Source organism: Pseudomonas sp. MS15a(2019) (assembly GCF_013277805.1).
Lineage (GTDB): Bacteria > Pseudomonadota > Gammaproteobacteria > Pseudomonadales > Pseudomonadaceae > Chryseomonas > Chryseomonas benzopyrenica.
The window spans coordinates 15,386-32,288 of the sequence record NZ_VBTN01000017.1 but is presented as its reverse complement, the minus strand read 5'-3'; the positions used below and the strand labels follow the sequence as shown (position 1 = coordinate 32,288).

At 66.2% G+C, this 16,903-nt stretch carries 13 protein-coding genes; 4 read left to right on the top strand and 9 right to left on the bottom strand.

Going from position 1 to position 16,903, the window contains the following annotated elements; translation table 11 throughout:
* Positions 1 to 23: 23 nt before the first annotated feature.
* From FEZ61_RS22815 to mreB, 6 genes are all read right to left on the bottom strand, one after another.
* Positions 24 to 3,860, bottom strand: coding sequence for a YhdP family protein (locus FEZ61_RS22815; RefSeq protein ID WP_173150448.1), 3,837 nt, complete (start codon positions 3,858 to 3,860; stop codon positions 24 to 26).
* A 12-nt stretch (positions 3,861 to 3,872) separates the two neighbouring features.
* Positions 3,873 to 5,327, bottom strand: a complete 1,455-nt coding sequence (rng, locus tag FEZ61_RS22810) for a ribonuclease G (protein ID WP_017642380.1) — start codon at positions 5,325 to 5,327, stop codon at positions 3,873 to 3,875.
* Positions 5,328 to 5,388: 61 nt separating this feature from the next.
* Entirely contained in the window at positions 5,389 to 5,991 is a 603-nt protein-coding gene (locus FEZ61_RS22805) for a nucleoside triphosphate pyrophosphatase (RefSeq protein ID WP_173150446.1), read from the bottom strand.
* Between the two features lie 63 nt (positions 5,992 to 6,054).
* The gene (gene mreD / locus FEZ61_RS22800; RefSeq protein ID WP_173150444.1) at positions 6,055 to 6,543 is read right to left on the bottom strand and encodes a rod shape-determining protein MreD; all 489 of its coding nucleotides are present in this window, start codon (positions 6,541 to 6,543) and stop codon (positions 6,055 to 6,057) included.
* A complete protein-coding gene (mreC, locus tag FEZ61_RS22795) occupies positions 6,543 to 7,757 on the bottom strand; it encodes a rod shape-determining protein MreC (RefSeq protein WP_173150563.1) in 1,215 nt (404 codons plus the stop codon). Before mreC ends, mreD begins: the two co-directional genes overlap by 1 nt.
* Before the next feature lie 87 nt (positions 7,758 to 7,844).
* Positions 7,845 to 8,882 (bottom strand): rod shape-determining protein MreB, encoded by a 1,038-nt coding sequence (gene mreB, locus FEZ61_RS22790; RefSeq protein WP_007159533.1) that lies wholly within the window; start codon positions 8,880 to 8,882, stop codon positions 7,845 to 7,847.
* A 232-nt stretch (positions 8,883 to 9,114) separates the two neighbouring features.
* Between mreB and gatC the strand changes: the two genes are divergently transcribed.
* From gatC to FEZ61_RS22770, 4 genes are all read left to right on the top strand, one after another.
* Entirely contained in the window at positions 9,115 to 9,402 is a 288-nt protein-coding gene (gene gatC, locus FEZ61_RS22785) for an Asp-tRNA(Asn)/Glu-tRNA(Gln) amidotransferase subunit GatC (protein WP_017642385.1), read from the top strand.
* A gap of 8 nt (positions 9,403 to 9,410) precedes the next feature.
* The gene (gene gatA / locus FEZ61_RS22780; protein ID WP_160923723.1) at positions 9,411 to 10,862 is read left to right on the top strand and encodes an Asp-tRNA(Asn)/Glu-tRNA(Gln) amidotransferase subunit GatA; all 1,452 of its coding nucleotides are present in this window, start codon (positions 9,411 to 9,413) and stop codon (positions 10,860 to 10,862) included.
* A 14-nt stretch (positions 10,863 to 10,876) separates the two neighbouring features.
* The gene (gatB, locus tag FEZ61_RS22775; protein ID WP_017642387.1) at positions 10,877 to 12,325 is read left to right on the top strand and encodes an Asp-tRNA(Asn)/Glu-tRNA(Gln) amidotransferase subunit GatB; all 1,449 of its coding nucleotides are present in this window, start codon (positions 10,877 to 10,879) and stop codon (positions 12,323 to 12,325) included.
* An 89-nt stretch (positions 12,326 to 12,414) separates the two neighbouring features.
* Positions 12,415 to 12,813, top strand: coding sequence for a septal ring lytic transglycosylase RlpA family protein (locus FEZ61_RS22770; RefSeq protein ID WP_017642388.1), 399 nt, complete (start codon positions 12,415 to 12,417; stop codon positions 12,811 to 12,813).
* Positions 12,814 to 13,202: 389 nt separating this feature from the next.
* Here FEZ61_RS22770 and kdgD read toward each other — a convergent pair whose 3' ends face one another.
* The 3 genes from kdgD to FEZ61_RS22755 all read right to left on the bottom strand — a co-directional run bounded on the left by kdgD (position 13,203) and on the right by FEZ61_RS22755 (position 16,817).
* On the bottom strand, positions 13,203 to 14,114 hold the full coding sequence (kdgD, locus tag FEZ61_RS22765; protein WP_017642389.1) for a 5-dehydro-4-deoxyglucarate dehydratase: 912 nt from the start codon (positions 14,112 to 14,114) through the stop codon (positions 13,203 to 13,205).
* A gap of 133 nt (positions 14,115 to 14,247) precedes the next feature.
* Positions 14,248 to 15,000 (bottom strand): FadR/GntR family transcriptional regulator, encoded by a 753-nt coding sequence (locus FEZ61_RS22760; protein WP_026083998.1) that lies wholly within the window; start codon positions 14,998 to 15,000, stop codon positions 14,248 to 14,250.
* An 83-nt stretch (positions 15,001 to 15,083) separates the two neighbouring features.
* Positions 15,084 to 16,817 carry an ABC transporter ATP-binding protein/permease gene (locus FEZ61_RS22755; RefSeq protein WP_068383748.1) on the bottom strand — a complete coding sequence of 578 codons (1,734 nt, stop codon included), beginning with the start codon at positions 16,815 to 16,817 and terminating at the stop codon, positions 15,084 to 15,086.
* Positions 16,818 to 16,903 lie beyond the last annotated feature (86 nt).

The window sequence follows — 16,903 nt, the reverse complement described above, 5'->3', positions numbered from 1 at the left end:
GCGGGGCGACCGCAGGGCAATGCTCAATCGCGCTTGCCCGTGGTCATGGTCGGATTCTGCCAGGGGCCTTCGATGTGATAGTTGATGCTGGCCATGCGGGTGATGCGGTCGCCAATCAGCCGATCGACGATGAACAGCGCGCCGCCGATGGCCGGCGCCCCGGCGATCAGCGCGGCCAGCGGCAGGGAGTTGCTGACCGGCAGCCCGACCTTGAGGTTGGCGTCGACCCGGTTGCTGGCCATGTCCAGCAGGCCCTGCAGACTCATCTCGGCACCCGGCCCGCTGAGGCTGATGGGCTTGCGGGTGCGGAAGGCGCCCTGCTGGGCGTCGAGCACGCCGGTGATGCTGTCGTAGCTCAGGCCCTTGCCGAACAGATCGGAGAAGTCCAGGCGCAGGCGGCGGCGGATGGACTCGAAGTTGAGCAGGCCGAAGATGCGTAGCGCCGAAGCCGTGCCTTCCACCTGGCGCAGCTGGCCATCGTTGAAGCGGGCATCGAGACTGCCATTGAGTCGGGCCAGGGCGACATGGGCCGGCGAGCCAGGCCAGTCGACCCGGGCATCCAGGCGGAAATCGCGACTGGTGACGCTGGAGGCGAAATTCCAGCCCAGCAGGATGTCGGCGATGTTGCCGCCGGACAGACGTCCCTGGTAGTAGCTGTGGGTCGCACCCGGTGCGCCTTCCCAACGCAGGGCGCCCATGACCTTGAGGCCGCGCAGGTCGAGATCCAGGGCATTGAAGTTGGCGCCGGATGGCGACGGCCTGAGCTGCAGGCGCTGGGCGCCGACCAGGCGCCCACCCAGTTCGAAACGGTCGATGACCAGATTCAGCGCTGGCAGGGTGCGCGGATCGACGTCAGCCAGCGGATCGGGACGGGGCGCGTCGCTTTCCACCGAGGGATCTGCCGGGGTCTGGGGAATGCGCAGGTGCTGCAGGTTGATGTCGATCGGCTGGCCGGTCTGGCGGGGAATGCGCACCTGGCCCGCGATGGTCTGGCTGGCCAGGCCGAGTTGCCAGGCAGTACCCAGGGGTTCGTAGGTGAGGCGCAGGTTGTCGATCTGCTGACCGAAGGCCAGGAAGCGCCCGAAGCTGAGATCACCCCGCCCGAGGCTGGAGATGTCCAGGGTATTGCCACCGCCCTGCCCTGCGCTACCACCGCCACCGGCACTGGCCTTGCCATAGCGCTGGTAGACGTCCTGCCAGGCGGCCAGATCGAATTCCGCCAGTTGCCCGCGCAGATTGTAGCCGAGGGCAGTGGGCAAATTGGCGGTGCCGCCCCCCAGCACGATCTCGCCGCGGCCCTTGGCGATGGCCTTGGGATCGAGCATCAGCACGGCATCGGCGAGGCCCTTGTAGGTCGCCTCCACCCGGCGCTCGCCATCGTTGAGCGCCAGGCTGAAGAAGCCTTCGCGCGTCTCCTCGGCGCTCTTGCCGAAGGGTGCCGGCAGATCGATGGTCACCCCGCGTAGATCCGAGGTGACGGCCAGTTCGCTGTGCTCGGCGAGGGTCAGGCCGAGGCGATAACCGAGCAGGCCACGCGCCGGAAGGGGTCGCCCTTCGCTACCCAGCCAACGCGCCAGCTGGTCGACGTCGACGCGGCCGTCCACCACCAGCCGGGTGCGGGGATCGTCGGGCTTGCCCTCGGCCAGCGCCTGCCCGCGGATGGGCTGGTCGAAGACCCGCGCCTGGATGTCGGGGGCGCTGAGGCCGCTGCGAGTGTCGTAGCGAAAGCTGCCGCGCAGGTCGGTGAGGGTCAGTTGGGGATCGGCCAGTTCCAGGCGCGCCTTGTCCGGCGTCAGCTCGACCACCACCACCGGTGGCTGCCCCTTGGCCAGGGGGATATCCAGATTCAGGCTGCTGTTGTTCAGCGCACCCTCGCCCTTCCAGCCGGCAAAGACCTTGGCGGTCGGCAGCGGCGTATCCTGGAGGATCTTCAGGCCATCGCGCACGCTGCTGTCGAGTCGGGCGGAGAGACGCAAATGCGGCGCGCTGCCATCGTGCAGCAGCGGGATGCGCGCCTCGACGTCTCTGACCCGGGTGTCGAGAATGCGTCCCTCGGGGACCTGGACCTTGACCCCGTCGCTTTCGATGAAGACATCGCCACGCGCCTCGCGCAGGGCGGGCCAGCCGGGCTGATAGGCCAGCTGGGCGTCGTGCACGCGGAAGAACAGACTCATGGTGCGCGAGTGCGGAGGCGAGCCATGGCGCAGGGAGCCCTGGTACTGGTAGATGGCCTCGTCGATGCGGCCGCCGACGATGGCGGTGGTCAGCCACTGAGCCAGTTCCGGACTGAAGTCGGTCGCCGGCAGCTTGGTGGGCAGATACTTGCGGGTGTAGCTGGCGTCGCCGTCCTTGAGGCCGACGCGCAGGTCCATGTAGCTGTCCACCTCGGGGTGCAGGCCGAGCTGGATGTGCATGTCGCCACTGGCCGCGCCCTCCGGCCCGGTGACCTGCATCAGGGCACTGCCCAGGGTGAAACGCTGGTCGTCGAGACTCCAGGTCAGCCGCGCCTTGGCGGTACGATAGCGCCAGGGCTCAGGGAAGAGATCGCTCAGGTGCAGCATGAAGTCGGAGCTGTCCAGGCGCAATTCGCCACCGCCCAGGCTGCCGCTCAGGCTGCCGGTGACGCCCTCGGCGGCCGGGGCGCCACGATAGGCGGCAAAGCCCACCCGCTCCAGGTTGGCCGCATAGGAAAGCCGCTCGCGCAGTGGCTTCTGCAGATACAAGTCGGCGTTGAGATTGCGCAGCTGGCCATGGGGCGCCAACGCCTGGAGCGCCTGGACCACCGGCGCCGGCAAGGGCGCCAGGTCCCGGGCCAGCCGGGCAGCCTGCTTGAGATCCAACTGGTCGCCACGGACCTGCAGGTGCTGGGCGGTGCTGTCATAGCCCAGACCATAGCGTGCCTCCAGCGGTTTGCCGTCGAGTTGGGTCTTGAGCGCCAGAGCCCCGTTGTACCGGTTGGCATCGCCGGCCTGCTGGTCGGCGTCCAGGGTCAGGGCCTGCAGGCGCACCGGGGTATGGTCGGCATAGGCGAGGGTCAGTTCATCCGCCTTCAGGCGCAGGTGGGAACGTTGCAACCGCCCTTCGGCCCAGGCGAACCAGAGCTCGCCTTCCGCCTGGGCACGGCGCAATTGCCATTGTCGGGTCAGGGTGCCCGGGACCCAGCGAGACCAGTCGCTGACGGGCAAACTGACATAGCCTTCCAGCCCACTGGCGCGCCAGTTCTCAGGACGTGGCATGGCGCTGAAGTGCGCCGCGACCGTGCCGCCATCGGGCAGGCGGAAACGCGTCGCCAATTCCAGGGCGCCGCTGAGCTGCCGGGACAGGCTGGCCTCGGCATACCTCAGGGTCACCGGGGAACCCTGCTGGGGGATCAGACTGAGCTGACTGTCCAGCAGACTGGCATGGCCCAGCCGCGCCAGGCCATCGAGCACGGGACCCGGATCGAAGGGCTTGGCATCCGGCGCTCGCGGCGGCAGGCCGCGCAGTTGCCAGTGCCCCTGGGCATCCTCCTCCAGCACCAGATGGACCCCGTCGATCTGCACGGACTTGAGCCGCAGCTGGCGATGCCAGAGGCTGCCAAGGACATCCGGCACCACCTTGAGATGATCCAGCTGCACCGTACCTTCGCCGCGTCCGAGACTCAGGTCGCGCAGGATCAGCACCGGATTCCAGCGGGCCCAGCGCCCCTCGAGTCGCCCCAGGCGCACCGGTTCGCCCAGGGCAGCAGCGGCGCGCGTCTCGACTTCGTTACGGTATTCGCCGACCCAGGGCATAAGCAGCCGCCCCAGGCCCATATAGAGGGTCACCAGGGCGAGCAGCAGCAGCGCCAGAGCCAGCGCGCCGCGCTTGAACAGGGCCATCAAGGCGCGGACCTAGAGCAGCACGACATCGTACTGCTCCTGGGAATACATGGTCTCCACCTGGAATTTGACGGTACGGCCGATGAAGGCTTCGAGATCGGCGACGTTGCCCGACTCCTCGTCCAGCAGCCGATCCACCACCTTCTGGTTGGCCAGCACCAGATAGGAATTGGCCTGGTAGGCCCGCGCCTCGCGCAGGATTTCACGAAAGATCTCGTAGCAGATGGTCTCGGCGGTACGCAGAATGCCGCGCCCCTGGCAGTTGGCGCAGGGCTCGCAGAGCACCTGGGAAAGGCTCTCGCGGGTGCGCTTGCGGGTCATCTGCAGGAGACCCAGCTCGGTGATGCCGATGATGTTGGTCTTGGCATGGTCGCGTTCGAGCTGCTTTTCCAGGGTGCGGATCACCTGGCGCTGGTGCTCTTCGTCTTCCATGTCGATGAAATCAATGATGATGATGCCACCGAGATTACGCAGCCGCAGTTGGCGAGCGATGGCGGTGGCCGCCTCCAGATTGGTCTTGAAGATGGTCTCTTCCAGATTGCGATGACCGACGAAGGCGCCGGTATTGACGTCGATGGTGGTCATCGCCTCGGTGGGATCGATCACCAGATAGCCACCGGACTTGAGCAGCACCTTGCGCTCCAGAGCCTTCTGGATCTCGTCTTCCACACCATAGAGGTCGAAGATCGGCCGTTCGCCCGGATAGTGCTCCAGCCGCGTCGCCACCTCGGGCATTAGCTCCTCGACGAACTGGCCGATGCGCTGGAAATTCTCGCGGCTGTCGACGCGGATCTTTTCCGTGCGCGGCCCGACCAGATCGCGCAGGGCGCGCAGGGCCAGGGTCAGGTCTTCGTAGATGGGCACCGGCGTCGGCCCCTGGAGGTTGCCGGAGATCTGCTGCCAGAGCCGACGCAGATAGCGGATATCGGCCAGGATGTCTTCTTCGCGCGCCGCCTCGGCGGCGGTGCGCAGGATGAAGCCGCCTTCGTGCTCGATGCCCTCGCTCTCCACGCAGCGCGCCATGATCGCCTTGAGCCGCTCGCGCTCGGCTTCGTCCTCGATCTTCAGCGAGATACCGACGTGGGAGGTGCGCGGCATATAGACGAGGTAGCGCGAGGGGATGGACAGATGGGTGGTGAGGCGCGCGCCCTTGGTACCGATGGGATCCTTGGTGACCTGGACCACCAGGGTCTGGCCCTCGCGCACCAGGGCATTGATGCTCTCCACCGCCGCGCCTTCGCGCTGGGAGATCTCGGCGGCATGGATGAAGGCCGCGCGGGCCAAGCCGATGTCGACGAAGGCCGCTTGCATGCCCGGCAGCACCCGCACCACCCGGCCGCGATAGATGTTGCCGACGATGCCGCGTCTCAGGGTGCGCTCGACGTGCACCTCCTGCAGCACACCGTTTTCCACGACGGCGACACGGGACTCCATGGGAGTGATGTTGATGAGGATCTCTTCGCTCATGGAGGACTCTTGGACGACGTGGAAGGGCAGAAAGGGGACCAAGGCGCCAGGCGCCTCAGGACTAGATGGTCGGCCGTCCGACAGACCGCCAACAAGGGATGGCGAAAGCGCTCAGCAGTTCCGCGATTTCGCACAGCGGCAGCCCTACGACGGCGCTGTAGCTACCCTGCAGGCCACGCACGAACACCGCGCCGGCGCCCTGGATGGCGTAGCTGCCAGCCTTGTCGGCCGGCTCGCCGGTGTCCCAGTAGCGTTCGGCCTCCCCGGGCGCCAGGGGGCGGAATTCCACCTCGGCGGATACCACGCGACTCAGGCAGCGCTCGCCATCGGCGACGGCGACGCCGGTCACCACCCGGTGTCGGCGCCCGCTGAGGGCGGCGAGCATGGCCAGGGCGTCGGCGCGATCCCGGGGCTTGCCGAGCAGCTGGTCATCGAGTACCACGCAGGTGTCGGCGCCCAGCACGCAGCCGGCGGAGGCACCGGCCAGCACCTGCCAGCCCATCGCCGCCTTGGCCCGCGCCAGGCGCTCGACATAGGCGTCCGCCGCCTCGCCGGGATGGGGGGTTTCGTCCACCGCCGCAGCGACCTTCTGAAAGGCGACGCCGATCTGTTCGAGCAGTTCGGCGCGACGAGGCGAAGCGGAGGCAAGGTAGAGCTGGGGCATCGACGACGACCAGACGACAGGAAGATGACGGGAGCATGCCAGTCCGGGACCCGCGAAACCAGTTCAGTTGACGCCGAATCTGAAGCGCAGCCCGCGGAGCAACAGATAGATCCACGGCCAGAGCAGCGCGCTGACCAGCGAGGGAGTGAGAAACACCAGGGTCGGAGGTCGGCTGCCGGCCAGGGCGTTGAGCCACAGTGCCAGCAGCTGGGCGATGCCGTAGATCACCAGCAGCACGAAGCTCTGTTGCCAGATGGGAAAGGCGCGCAATCGCTGCGCCAGGGAACGGACGAGGAACACCACCAGACTCAACACCAGGGCGGTCTGGCCCAGCAGGTTGCCATAGAGCACGTCTTCGGCGATGCCCATCACCCAGGCGGTGAACAGACCGACGCGATGCGGCAGGGTCAGGGTCCAGAAGGTCAGCAGCATGGCCAGCCACAGCGGGCGGCCGATCTCCATGAATTCCGGCATGGGCGCGACGGACAGCAGCAAGCCGACCAGCAGGGTGAGCCAGATTACCCACCCCTTGTGGCCGATGCGCAGCGCCATCAACGATCACCCTCGTCCGGCAGTTCCGGTGCGGGTTGCTGAGTGCGGCCTGGCGCCTGACCGCCTGCCGCCGGTTGCCCAGGGGTACCGGTCGCCCCGTGGACGGGTGGCTTGGTGGCGGTGGCCGGATGAGCGGTGCTGCCGTTGGCGTTCGCCGGAGGCTTGGTCGGCGTGGCGGGATGAGTCGCGCTACTGCCCTGGGCCGCTGCCGGCGGCTTGGTGGGGGTCGCGGTGCGATTGCCCGTGGTGGCCGCGGGCGCCGGCGTGGCGCTGGCTGCCGCCGGTTGCGCGGCAGAGGCCCCGGCCGGGGGCGGATTCGCCGGGGCGGCCGGACGCTGGGCCGCGTGGCGATCCGCGGCTTCCTGCGCCTCGGCAGCGTCATTGGCGCGCTGCTCGGGGGTGCGGGGATCGCTGAACACCAGCAGCATGTAGCGACTGCGATTGAGCTTGGCGGTGGGAATGGCGCGCACCACGGCGAAGGGTTGCCCCGAATCGTGGATCACCTTGGATACCGTGGCCACCGGATAGCCGGCCGGGAAGCGCTGCCCCAGGCCGGAGCTCACCAGCAGATCGCCTTCCTTGATGTCGGCGGTGTCGGCCACATAGCGCAGTTCCAGGCGCTCGGGGTTGCCGGTGCCGACGGCAATGGCGCGCAGGCCGTTGCGATTGACCTGCACCGGAATGCTGTGGGTCACGTCGGTGAGCAGCAGGACGCGCGCCGAATAGGGCATCACTTCCACCACCTGGCCCATCAGGCCGCTGGCGTCGAGCACCGGCTGGCCGACGAAGACGCCGTCCTTCGCGCCCTTGTCGATGATGATGCGATGGGTATAGGGATTGGGGTCGACGCCGATCAGTTCACCGACCAGCACCTTGTCATCCACCAGGGCGGCCGAATTGAGCAGTTCGCGCAGACGCACGTTCTGTTCGGTGAGGGCGGCGAGTTTCTGCAGGCGGCGTTGCAGCAGCAGCTGTTCGGCCTTGAGGCGCTCGTTTTCCGCCATCAGCTCGGTGCGGCTGGAAAACTGATCGCTGACGCCTTCCCAGGCGCGCAGGGGAAAGCCCGCCACCTCATAGAGGGGCGAGAGGACCAGCGCCAGTTCGCTGCGTACCGGTTTCAGGTAGTCGAAGCGCGCGTCGGTGACCATGACACCCACCGAAAGGGCGGCCAGGATCAGCAGACGAATGCCCAGCGCCGGGCTTTTGCTGAAAATCGGCTTGATGGTGAGTTCCTCGCAGAACGCGCCCAGCGCTCCGGCCGCCAGGGGCAGCCGGAGCGGGGCCTGTAGCCTGGAACTGCCTTATTCGGTGGACAGCAGGTCCATGGCGTGGCGATCCATCATGTCCAGCGCCTTGCCGCCGCCACGGGCCACGCAGGTTAGCGGGTCTTCGGCGACGATCACCGGCAGCCCGGTTTCCAGCGACAGCAGCTTGTCCAGGTCGCGCAGCAGGGCGCCACCACCGGTCAGCACCAGACCGCGCTCGGCGATGTCGGAGGCCAGTTCCGGCGGCGACTGCTCCAGGCAGCTCTTGACCGCCTGGACGATGGTCGCCAGGGATTCCTGCATGGCTTCGAGCACCTCGTTGGAATTGAGGGTGAAGCTGCGCGGTACGCCTTCGGCCAGGTTGCGGCCACGGACGTCGATCTCGCGGACCTCGCCGCCTGGATAGGCGGTGCCGATTTCCTGCTTGATGCGCTCGGCGGTGGATTCGCCGATCAGGCTGCCGTAGTTGCGACGCACGTAGGTGACGATGGCTTCGTCGAAGCGATCACCGCCGACGCGGACGGATTCGGCATAGACCACGCCGTTCAACGAGATCAGCGCGATCTCGGTGGTGCCGCCACCGATGTCGACGACCATGGAACCATGGGCTTCCTCGACCGGCAGACCGGCGCCGATGGCGGCGGCCATGGGCTCCTCGATCAGGAACACCTCGCGGGCACCGGCGCCCAGCGCAGATTCGCGAATGGCGCGACGCTCGACCTGGGTCGACTTGCAGGGCACACAGATCAGCACCCGCGGACTGGGCTGCAGGAAGCTGTTCTCGTGCACCTTGTTGATAAAGTATTGCAACATCTTTTCGCAGACGCTGAAGTCGGCGATGACACCGTCCTTCATCGGGCGAATGGCGGAAATGTTGCCCGGCGTCCGACCGAGCATGCGCTTGGCGTCGGTACCGACGGCGACGACGCTCTTCTGGTTGCCATGGGTACGAATGGCGACGACGGACGGCTCGTTGAGCACGATGCCACGCTCGCGGACATAAATCAGGGTGTTGGCGGTTCCCAGGTCGATCGACAGATCGCTGGAGAACATGCCACGCAATTTCTTGAACATGAGGTGACCCTAGGCGGTGACAAGCAGGCACGCGACAGGACAAACGTGCGGGTAAAAAAGTGCGGCAGACTCTAACAATCGCAGGGATTTAGGGCAAGGCGCCGATATGCTAGATTGAGAGCTTTTCCGGGCCGTTAAGCCCCTGTTCAACGCGGCGCCCGACCCGCCCAGCCCGTCTCCAGCATACGCGGCCGCCAACCGGGTCACGCCGCCTTCCTGCTTGGAGAAGCCGATGGCGCTCGAACGCACCGACGTCGAAAAGATCGCTCACCTGGCCCGTCTGGGTCTCGATGAAGCGGATCTCGCCGCTACCACCGCTACCCTCAACGACATCCTCGGCCTCGTCGACCAGATGCAGGCCGTGGACACCACGGGTATCGATCCCCTCGCCCACCCGCTGGAAGCCACCCAGCGGCTGCGCCCCGACCAGGCCACCGAAGGCGACCGGCGCGCGGCCTACCAGGCCATCGCCCCGGCGGTGGAAGCCGGCCTGTACCTGGTCCCCAAGGTGATCGAGTGAGACACGACATGCATCAGCTGACCCTGACCGAGATCGCCGCCGCCCTGGCCGCGAAGGATTTTTCCGCCGAGGAATTGACCCGCGGCCTGCTGCAGCGGATCGAGCAGCTCGATCCCCAGCTAAACAGCTTCATCACCGTGACCGCCGATGCGGCCCTGGCCCAGGCCCGCGCCGCCGACGCCCGCCGCGCCGCGGGCGAGACCGGCGCCCTGCTCGGTGCGCCCCTCGCCCACAAGGACCTGTTCTGCACCCAGGGGGTGCTCACCAGCTGCGGCTCGAAGATCCTCACCGGCTTCAAGGCGCCCTATGACGCCACCGTGGTGGAGCGGTTGGCCGCGGCCGGTACCGTTTCCCTCGGCAAGCTCAACATGGACGAATTCGCCATGGGTTCGGCCAACGAATCCAGCCACTACGGCCCGGTGAAGAATCCCTGGGACCTCACCCGCGTCCCGGGTGGCTCCTCCGGCGGTTCCGCCGCGGCCGTGGCCGCGCGCCTGCTGCCCGCTGCCACCGGCACCGACACCGGCGGCTCGATCCGCCAACCGGCGGCCCTGACCAACCTCACCGGCATCAAGCCCACCTACGGCCGCGTCTCGCGCTGGGGCATGATCGCCTACGCCTCCAGCCTCGACCAGGGCGGCCCCCTGGCCCGCACCGCCGAGGATTGCGCCCTGCTGCTGCAGGCCATGGCCGGCTTCGATCCCAAGGACTCCACCAGCGTCGACCAGCCGGTGGACGACTACCGCGCCGCCCTGCAGCAGCCGCTGACCGGCCTGCGCATCGGCCTGCCGCGGGAATACTTCGGCGCCGGGCTGGATGCCCGCATCGGTGACAAGGTGCTGGCCGTGGTCGAGGCGCTGAAAAAGCTCGGCGCCACCGTCAAGGACATCTCCCTGCCCACGCTGCAGCACGCGATTCCGGCTTACTACGTCATCGCCCCGGCCGAGGCCAGCTCCAACCTGTCGCGCTTCGACGGCGTGCGCTTCGGCTATCGCTGCGAGAATCCGGTCAACCTGGAGGATCTCTACAAGAGGTCCCGTGGTGAAGGCTTCGGCGCCGAGGTGAAGCGGCGCATCATGGTCGGCACCTATGCCCTGTCGGCCGGCTACTACGACGCCTACTACCTCAAGGCCCAGCGCATCCGCCGGCTGATCAAGAACGACTTCGTCGCGGCTTTCGCCGAGGTCGACGTCATCCTCGGCCCGACCACGCCGAACCTGGCCTGGAAACTCGGCGAGAAGAGCAACGATCCGGTCTCCGCCTACCTCGAAGACCTCTACACCATCGCCGCCAACCTCGCCGGCATCCCCGGCCTGTCGATGCCGGCCGGCTTCGTCGACGGCCTGCCGGTGGGCGTGCAGCTGCTCGGCAACTATTTCCAGGAAGGCCGGCTACTCAACGTCGCCCACCAGTACCAGCAGGTCAGCGACTGGCATCGCCAGGCGCCGAGCGGCTTCTGAGGAAGGATAGAGACATGCAATGGGAAACCGTGATCGGGCTTGAGATCCACGCTCAGCTCAGCACCCAATCGAAGATTTTCTCCGGCAGCGCCACCAGTTTCGGCGCCGAGCCCAACGCCCACGCCAGCCTGGTCGACCTCGGCATGCCCGGCACCCTGCCGGTGCTCAACGCCGAGGCCGTGCGCATGGCCTGCAAGTTCGGCCTGGCCATCGATGCCGAGATCGCCGAGCGCAACGTCTTCGCGCGCAAGAACTACTTCTACCCGGACCTGCCCAAGGGCTACCAGACCAGCCAGATGGATCATCCCATCGTTGGCAAGGGCCACCTGGACATCACCCTGGAAGATGGCACCGTCAAGCGCATCGGCATCACCCGAGCGCACTTGGAAGAAGACGCCGGCAAGAGCCTGCACGAAGACTTCCACGGCATGAGCGGCATCGACCTGAACCGCGCCGGTACGCCGCTCTTGGAGATCGTTTCCGAGCCGGACATCCGCAGCGCCAAGGAAGCCGTGGCCTATGTGAAAGCCATCCATGCCCTGGTGCGCTACCTGGGCATCTGCGACGGCAACATGGCCGAAGGCTCGCTGCGTTGCGACTGCAACGTCTCGGTGCGCCCCAAGGGTCAGGAAGCCTTCGGCACCCGTGCCGAGATCAAGAACGTCAACTCCTTCCGCTTCATCGAAAAGGCCATCAACCACGAGGTGCAGCGCCAGATCGAACTGATCGAGGACGGGGGCAAGGTGGTGCAGGAAACCCGCCTGTACGACCCCAACAAGGACGAAACCCGCTCCATGCGGAGCAAGGAAGAAGCCAACGACTACCGTTACTTCCCCTGCCCCGATCTCTTGCCGGTGGTGATCGAGCCGGCCTTCCTGGCCGAGGTGCGCAGCCAGCTGCCCGAGCTGCCGACCGAGAAGCGTGATCGCTTCCAAAACGAATACGGCCTGTCGGTCTATGACGCTAGCGTGCTGTCCGCCAGCCGTGAGTTGGCCGACTACTTCGAGGAGGTCCAGCGGGTGAGCGGCGATGCCAAGCTGGCCGCCAACTGGGTGATGGGCGACCTGTCCAGCCTGCTCAACAAGCAGGACCTGGAGATCGGCCAGGCACCGGTGAGCGCGGCCCAGCTGGGCGGCCTGATCCTGCGCATCAAGGACGACACCATCTCCGGCAAGATCGCCAAGATGGTGTTCGAAGCCCTGGCCGCCGGTGAAGGCGCCAGCGCCGATGCCATCATCGAAGCCAAGGGCCTCAAGCAGGTCACCGACAGCGGCGCCATCGAGGCCATGCTGGACGAGGTCCTGGCGGCCAACGCCGCCCAGGTCGAGCAATACCGCGCCAGCGACGAAGCCAAGCGCGGCAAGATGTTCGGCTTCTTCGTCGGCCAGGCGATGAAGGCTTCCAAGGGCAAGGCCAACCCCGGCCAGGTCAACCAGTTGCTCAAGCAGAAACTGGAAGGCTGACGGCAGTCGCACGGGGTTACGGACCTGGGCTGACAGTCTCGGTCCGACCCCTTAAGCTGCTGCCGGTCGTTTTGCCAGGAGGCATCGAGATGCATCGGATCCACCGTGCCGGACTGCTGTCGCTGGTCCTGCTGTTCGCTGGTTGCGCCAGTCATGAGAGCTTCCCGCCACCGCTATCCTCCAGCGCGGCCCATGACTATCAGGACACCGGCATGGCGTCCTTCTACTCCAAGTGGCACGCCGGTCGCCGCACCGCCAGCGGCGAGAAGTACGATCCCAACGCCTTGACCGCGGCCCACCGCACCCTGCCCTTCGGCACCCGGGTCCAGGTCACCAATCTGGCCAACGGTCGCAGCGTAGTGGTCCGCATCAATGATCGCGGCCCGACGGTGCGTCGCCGGGTGATCGACCTGTCACGCAGTGCGGCCGATCGCCTCGACATGGTGGCCGATGGCACCTCCAAGGTCAGCATCCGCAGCCTGGACTGACCATTGCGCTAGGCTCGACAGGCCGGGTAGTCCGGCCACCGCGCGCTGCACGTCGAAGCGCCTCTTGGCATGGCGGAATCCTCACGGCTGCGCCGACCTGATTGCCTTGGCCAGGGCGGCACGCACAGGCGGCGTGGCAAGTGCCAGACACAACAGGGCCGCGCTCATGGCGGGATTCTCTGGCTGCACCTTGCACGGATGGGCAGGTGCCGCCCTACCCTTTCCAGGATCGGGGCGTGGTGGGTAATCCAGCGTGGCACCCACACCCTAACGCCCTCAAACCCCGCCGCACTCAGGTAAAGCGGACAAAAAAAGCCCGCGACCAAGAGACTGGACGCGGGTTGTGCAACAGGAAGAGAGGCCGTGAGGCCGCTCTTAGATAACCGTGGTTACTGCGGACCGAGCTTGTCCATCAGTGCCGCCAGTTGCTCGTATTCGTCCTGCTTGAGATCGGTCAGCGGGGTACGCACGGGACCGGCATCGTAGCCAGCGATCTTGGCGCCCGCCTTGACGATGCTGACGGCATAGCCGGCGCAACGGTTGCGGATTTCCAGGTACGGCAGGAAGAAGTCGTCGATCAGCTTGCCGACCGCCTCATGATCGTCACGGGCGATGGCTTCGTAGAATTGCACGGCGGTCTTGGGAACGAAGTTGAACACGGCCGAGGAATAGACCGGAACACCCAGCGCCTTGTAGGCGGCGGCATAGACTTCCGCGGTGGGCAGGCCACCCAGGTAGCTGAAGCGATCACCCAGGCGGCGGCGGATGGCGACCATCAGCTCGATGTCGCCCAGGCCGTCCTTGTAGCCGATCAGGTTCGGGCAGCGCTCGGCCAGTTGCTCCAGATGGTGCGGCTGCAGGCGGCAGACGTTGCGGTTGTAGACCACCACACCGATCTTGACCGACTTGCAGACGGCTTCGACATGAGCGGCCACGCCGTCCTGGCTGGCTTCGGTCAGGTAGTGCGGCAGCAGCAGCAGACCCTTGGCGCCCAGACGCTCGGCTTCCTGTGCATAGGCGATGGCCTGACGGGTGGAGCCACCGACACCGGCGAGGATCGGTACGCTGCCCTGGCAGGTATCCACGGCGGTCTTGATGATGCCGCTGTATTCGCTGGCTTCCAGGGAAAAGAATTCACCGGTGCCACCGGCGGCGAACAGCGCGGTCGCGCCATAGGGGGCCAGCCACTCCAGGCGCTTGGCATAGGTGTCGGGACGGAAGTCGCCGTTGGCATCGAAGTCGGTCAGCGGGAAGGACAGCAGACCGGAAGAGAGGACGTGTTTGAGTTCTTGTGGAGTCATCTTGAGTGCCTCGGCATAGGTTGGACTAAGGTGCGGCAGGTCCGCCACCTGTTGTAAGTCATCGTACAACCTCTTTTATGGAAGGGGCAAGCCCCAACCAGAAAAATGCTCCTTAAGACGCTCCAGCCCTGTTTCAGACCTCTTCCGCCTGACGCTCCATTTCTTCGTGAGCGCGTCTCAGACGCTCTCGACTGTTGCTCAGGTGAAGCCGCATGGCGGCGCGAGCCGCTTCCAAGTTGCCGTCTTCGATGGCCTGGACGATGGCTTCGTGCTCCGCATCCAGACGACGCTGGTAGAGCTGCTGGTCATCGTGGGCGAGATAGGCGGAATTGAGGCGGGTCCGGGGAATCAGCACCGTGCCCAGGTAGCTCATGATGTCGCTGAAATAGCGATTGCCGGTCGAGCTGGCGATCAGCAGGTGCAGCTCCAGGTCGGCGCTCACCGCGCGATCAGGCTCTTCGACGCCGGTGCGCATGGCTTCCAGCAATGCCCACATGGCCTGCAGTTGCTCGGCCGAGCGGCGCTGGGCGGCCAGACCGGCGGCCTCGACTTCCAGGCTGATGCGCAATTCGAGCATCGCCAGCACGTCCTTGAGGGTGGTGATGGTGGCTGGATCGATCGGCAGCGGCGACTCGGGGCGCCGCTCCAGCACGAAGGTGCCGATGCCGTGGCGGGTCTCCACATAGCCACCGGCCTGCAGTCGGGAAATGGCCTCGCGCACCACGGTGCGGCTCACGCCCTGGGCCTGCATGATGGCCGACTCAGTGGGAAGCTTGTCGCCGGGCTGGAACTGGCCGTCGCCGATCTGCTGAATCAGCACCCCGACGACCTCTTCTGCCAGGCTACGGGGTCTTTTTCGGGGGCGGGATACGGTGGGTGCTGACATGGATTTTCGTACCAATTGAAGTAACTCCGGAATCATAGCACCCACCTTCCCCAAAACGCCCGATTTAGACCGCTTAGTCCATATCAAGGCACTTCGCCAACCGCTCTAGGACGCAGTTCTTGTCCCTCCAGCAGCAGGTGGCGGCGGTGGTAGGCGCGCAGACTCGGACGGTGGCCGACGCTGACCAGGGTAAGGCCGGGATTCTCGCTCAGCAGGCGTTCGTAAAGGGCGCGTTCGTCCGCTTCGCTCAATGCCGAGCTGGCTTCATCGAGGAACAGCCAGTCGGGGGCATAGAGCAGCGCCCGCGCCAGGGCCACGCGCTGCTGCTCGCCCGGCGACAGGGTGCGCTCCCAATGACGGGCTTCGTCCAGGTGCTCGCGCAGGTGATCGAGGCGGCATTGATGCAGCACCGCGGCCAGGCGCTCGTCGGAATAGGCATCCGCCGGCTGCGGATAGGCCAGGGCTTCACGCAGGGTGCCGATGGGCAGATAGGGTTGCTGCGGCAGGAACAGCTGACGCCCCGGCGGTACGGCGATACCGCCCTGCCCTTGCCGCCAGAGTCCGGCCAGGGCGCGCAGCAGGGTGCTCTTGCCGCTGCCCGAGGCGCCTTCGATCAGCAGGTGCTCACCACGGGCGATGCGCAGATCGGTGGGGTGTAGCAGCAGCCGGCCGGCGGCGCTCAGGGTGAGGCTCTCCAGCAGCAGGTCCTGATCGCCGGCACGCGGCACCAGCACTTCGGATTCCTGGCCCAGTTCGGCCATGGTCTCGCGGAAGGTGAGCAGGCGATCGGAGATGGCGCGCCAGGACGCCAGGCTGACGTAGGCGTCGACGAACCAGCTGAGGCTTTCCTGGACATTGCCGAAGGCCGAGTTGATCTGCATCAGATCGCCCAGCTGGATCTTGCCGGAAAAGTAACGCGGCGCCGCCAGGACGAAGCCGGCGATGATGGCGATCTGGCTGTAGCCGGCGGTGAAGAAGGTCAGTCGCTTGGTGTAGTTCATTACCAGGTGGTAGTTGCCCCAGACATAGCCGAAGCGCTCCAGCAGACGCTGGTGCTCGTTGGCTTCACCGCGAAACAACGCCACGCTCTCGGCCTTCTCGCGGACGCGGATCAGGCCGAAGCGCAGGTCGGCCTCATAGCGCTGCTGCTGGTTGTAGAGGCCGATCAGCCGACGGCCGATGAGGTGGGTCAGCCAGGTACCGATGGTGGCGTAGATCAGCGCGGCCCAGAACATATAGGCCGGGATGGTGATGCCGAACAGGGTGATGTCGCCGGAGATGCCGAACAGGATGATGCTGAAGGACACCAGGCTGACCACGGTACGGATGAAGCCCAGGCCCAGACTCAGGGTGGTGTCGGCGAAGTCGCGGATGTCTTCGGTGAGACGCTGGTCGGGGTTATCGGCACCACCCTCACGTTCCAGCTGATAGTAGTTGCGATCGGACAGCCAGAGGCCGAAGTGCTTTTCGGTCAGCCAGCGCCGCCAGTTGATGGTCAGCGCCTGGGTCAGGTACAGCCGGTACACCGCCAGCAGGATGGCGGTGGTCGCCAGGCCGCAGAAGTACAGCATCAGCCGGATGAAGGCGGCCAGATCGCGATTCTGCAGGGCATCGTAGAAGTAGCGATACCAGGTGTTCAGGGCCACCGACAGGCCGACCCCGGCCAGGGACAGGGCGATGACCACGGACAGCAGGAGCCAGGCCTTGCCCTTCTCTTCACTGCGCCAGTAGGGGGTGATCAGGGCCCAGACGCGGGCCAGGAAATGCCCACGGGAAGCCCCGTAGACGGAGGGCACGGGTACGGCGGATTCGGACATGCTCGGACTCTCAAGGACTGCTCAACGAGACGCCTGCACAGCCTATGCCGGAAAGCCTGAACGAATTCTGACTGAAACAATGTAAC

What these genes read in the sequence shown, in the direction of transcription:
- FEZ61_RS22815 (WP_173150448.1), bottom strand. Translation starts at nt 3,860, where the DNA reads ATGGCCCTGTTCAAGCGCGGCGCGCTGGCTCTGGCGCTGCTGCTGCTC.
- rng (WP_017642380.1), bottom strand. Translation starts at nt 5,327, where the DNA reads ATGAGCGAAGAGATCCTCATCAACATCACTCCCATGGAGTCCCGTGTC.
- FEZ61_RS22805 (WP_173150446.1), bottom strand. Translation starts at nt 5,991, where the DNA reads ATGCCCCAGCTCTACCTTGCCTCCGCTTCGCCTCGTCGCGCCGAACTG.
- mreD (WP_173150444.1), bottom strand. Translation starts at nt 6,543, where the DNA reads ATGGCGCTGCGCATCGGCCACAAGGGGTGGGTAATCTGGCTCACCCTG.
- mreB (WP_007159533.1), bottom strand. Translation starts at nt 8,882, where the DNA reads ATGTTCAAGAAATTGCGTGGCATGTTCTCCAGCGATCTGTCGATCGAC.
- gatC (WP_017642385.1), top strand. Translation starts at nt 9,115, where the DNA reads ATGGCGCTCGAACGCACCGACGTCGAAAAGATCGCTCACCTGGCCCGT.
- gatA (WP_160923723.1), top strand. Translation starts at nt 9,411, where the DNA reads ATGCATCAGCTGACCCTGACCGAGATCGCCGCCGCCCTGGCCGCGAAG.
- gatB (WP_017642387.1), top strand. Translation starts at nt 10,877, where the DNA reads ATGCAATGGGAAACCGTGATCGGGCTTGAGATCCACGCTCAGCTCAGC.
- FEZ61_RS22770 (WP_017642388.1), top strand. Translation starts at nt 12,415, where the DNA reads ATGCATCGGATCCACCGTGCCGGACTGCTGTCGCTGGTCCTGCTGTTC.
- kdgD (WP_017642389.1), bottom strand. Translation starts at nt 14,114, where the DNA reads ATGACTCCACAAGAACTCAAACACGTCCTCTCTTCCGGTCTGCTGTCC.
- FEZ61_RS22760 (WP_026083998.1), bottom strand. Translation starts at nt 15,000, where the DNA reads ATGTCAGCACCCACCGTATCCCGCCCCCGAAAAAGACCCCGTAGCCTG.
- FEZ61_RS22755 (WP_068383748.1), bottom strand. Translation starts at nt 16,817, where the DNA reads ATGTCCGAATCCGCCGTACCCGTGCCCTCCGTCTACGGGGCTTCCCGT.